The organism is Stenotrophomonas sp. P5_B8, from assembly GCF_054049855.1.
The window spans coordinates 1-2,325 of record NZ_JBFULO010000521.1; the positions used below are offsets into that span (position 1 = coordinate 1).

Annotated in this window: 4 protein-coding genes; 2 read left to right on the plus strand and 2 right to left on the minus strand. The window is 62.1% G+C overall.

The window, feature by feature from the left end; all coding sequences use genetic code 11:
• Positions 1-362 precede the first annotated feature (362 nt).
• The gene (locus tag ACXJKH_RS18850; RefSeq protein WP_457321660.1) at positions 363-815 is read left to right on the plus strand and encodes a hypothetical protein; all 453 of its coding nucleotides are present in this window, start codon (positions 363-365) and stop codon (positions 813-815) included.
• Positions 816-938: 123 nt separating this feature from the next.
• Here the strand turns inward: ACXJKH_RS18850 and ACXJKH_RS18855 are convergent, their stop codons facing one another.
• Complete coding sequence (locus tag ACXJKH_RS18855; protein WP_457321661.1) at positions 939-1,235, minus strand: hypothetical protein; 297 nt, start codon at positions 1,233-1,235, stop codon at positions 939-941.
• Positions 1,220-1,699 (minus strand): glycoside hydrolase family 15 protein, encoded by a 480-nt coding sequence (locus ACXJKH_RS18860; RefSeq protein ID WP_457321663.1) that lies wholly within the window; start codon positions 1,697-1,699, stop codon positions 1,220-1,222. Before ACXJKH_RS18860 ends, ACXJKH_RS18855 begins: the two co-directional genes overlap by 16 nt.
• A 400-nt stretch (positions 1,700-2,099) precedes the next feature.
• On the opposite strand from ACXJKH_RS18860, the gene ACXJKH_RS18865 reads away from it, so the two are divergent.
• Positions 2,100-2,325: hypothetical protein (locus tag ACXJKH_RS18865; protein ID WP_457321665.1), on the plus strand; the 226-nt coding region annotated here is incomplete at its 3' end.

The following is a 2,325-nucleotide window of genomic DNA, read 5'->3' on the forward strand; positions in this document are numbered from 1 at the left end:
GGCAGGATGGATGAGGATGCAATTTTCGAATTCCGCGGCGGGTCACCGGTCCGGACCGCCTCGCCGGCGTTGCGCCTAGCTGCATATCAGACCGCTCGCGGATCAGAGGTGCCACGAAGAGCTGGCAGCTGCGGCGATCGGACGGTTCGGGTTGGAGATCATCAAAGGATTGGTGGACTGAGCGCGTCCAGGCGTGGTCCGTGCGCTTCGCGGTGCCTAGTGAATCCTCATGTTGGTTCATTGGCCAGCCAAGATGGCAGCGACGATGACTTGGCCTCTACTTCTGTGACTGGGAAGCCGGTGGGTATAGGATGGTTGGGCGCGGGTCCGAGCACGCCAGCCGGGATTGAAAGGAGATACCCATGGAACTGCTGCCGAAGGCGATAGCTGACGGGCGGGGCAAACTCTATGTGACCCTCCCTGAGTTTCGAGAAGCTTTTAGACAAATGTGCCAAGCGGTCGAGCAGCTCCCGAAGGCCGTCATTGACCGCGGCAGGGCTTTGGCCTACCCGCAGTTGCATCACGCCTGTGTTCAGGGCGACATCGAGCTGGTCGAAGCGTTGCTAAGCCGAGGTGTAGGGCCTAACAGCTATCCTTTCACGGAAGACGAAGGCGATGAGCCGCCTCTGGTTTGGCTGGTGATGGCAGAAGAGATGAAGATTGACGCGAAGATATCTGTTGCGTCCGTCCTCATTCGATATGRCGCGGATGTGGAGGAAGGGGATGCCCTCTCGTTGGCACAGCAACTGGGAGACTGGCCCTTCGCAATTTACCTAGAGGAGGCGGGGCGAGGCCAGCCACCAACGGCTGCATAGGTGCTAGGTGAGTGCGAACAGGGGCAGTGCATACCCGAAGCGGTAGCAACCTGGGATAGAGCCAACTCTCGCGCCGGCCCTTTCAACGCCCCGGGGAACATCGGCCTAAGTGGGTGCGCGGCGCTACTCGCCATCCACCGCATCAGCAGCATGCACCAAGGCCAAGTGGCTCAGGCCCTGCGGCGTGTTGCCCAGCCCCCCGTTGGCTTGGGGATTCCACATCTCCGGCATAAGGCCCAGGTCATTCTGGACGCGGGCCAGCAGGGCGCCGAACAAGCGATTGGCTTCTTCCGTCTCGCCCAGCAGGCCGTAAGCTTCCACCATCCAGAACGCGCAGCTGATGAACGTCCCTTCGCAGTCCTGCATGCCGCTGTAGCGCCAAAGCAGATCGCCGCTTTCATCCGTCAGTTCGCGCCGCATGGCCTCCCGAGTAGCGGTGAAACGCTCCCGGCGCACCTCGCCCAGCCGAAGCGCGAAGCCAGCATCAGGCTCGCGTCCAGCCGGCCGCTGCCGGCATGCATCACGTAGCTCTGCTTTGCCTCATGCCAGCAGTGCTCGTCGATCCAGTCCAGGATGCGTTCCTTCTCGCGCTGCCAGCGCGGCAGACGGGCAGTGGTGATGTGGCCAGCTTCGGCGAGTTCGCAGGCTCGGCGGAGCGCCATCCAGCATTCCACCTTGGACATCGTGTAGTGCTGCGCGTCGCCCAGTTCCCAGAAGCCGCTGTCCTTGCGCATCCAGTTGTCGGCGCATTCGTCAGCCAGTTCGAGCAAGAGCCGGGCAGTGTTGGGGTCGAGGATGTGGCCCGCATCGATCATCCGGCTGCCCATTTCCAGGACGTCACCGTAGGCGCAGGTTCTCAAATGATCTACGGCGGCGTTGCCCATGGGGACCGGTTTGCTGCTCCGGTAGCCCGGCACTCCGGTGTACCGTTCTTTTTTCGACCGCTTGCCCGGTAGGGTGTGACACGGCGCCAGCTAAGATGGTGGCGACCGGCGTTGGTTATAAGCCATATGGGCCGGCGTTTGCATCCGGCAGTGAGCCCAGGCGCAGAAAGGCCCTGATGATGTAAATGAGATGGCGCACCCAAGGAAAACGGCGGTCCCGGCTCTTGTCGCGACTGATTCGTTTGAGCAGCGAGGCGCTCACCGCTGTTGATGGCGCCGGTGGGGAACAGGTACAGAAACCTCAGCGCGAGCGCCGAGCGGATGACTTCGGGTGTGGCTGTTGATGAACTGAGAATCCTCGGTCCACGTTTGCCATTCGCAGTCTGATTGGTAGATTCCGGTGACGCTCGACCAGGGTGCGTCGGAAAAAATCGTCCTGAGAGGCCAGCAGCGCAGCGATCTCCCAGTCACCCGGAACTTGGGCGCTATTCACCTTGCTCGGCGCAAAGCCGGCAGCAACGCCAAGGTGCTTCCCCACCGATGCGACTGTGATGCCGCCTATCCGCGCGCGAAGCTGAATGTGCAGGCCGGCCGAATGACTGTGCGCGGCCGCCCCACTCGTGCCA

Bases quoted from the DNA above. Each gene is read 5' to 3' on its own strand.
- ACXJKH_RS18855 (WP_457321661.1), bottom strand. From the start codon at position 1,235: ATGCGGCGCGAACTGACGGATGAAAGCGGCGATCTGCTTTGGCGCTAC.
- ACXJKH_RS18860 (WP_457321663.1), bottom strand. From the start codon at position 1,699: ATGGGCAACGCCGCCGTAGATCATTTGAGAACCTGCGCCTACGGTGAC.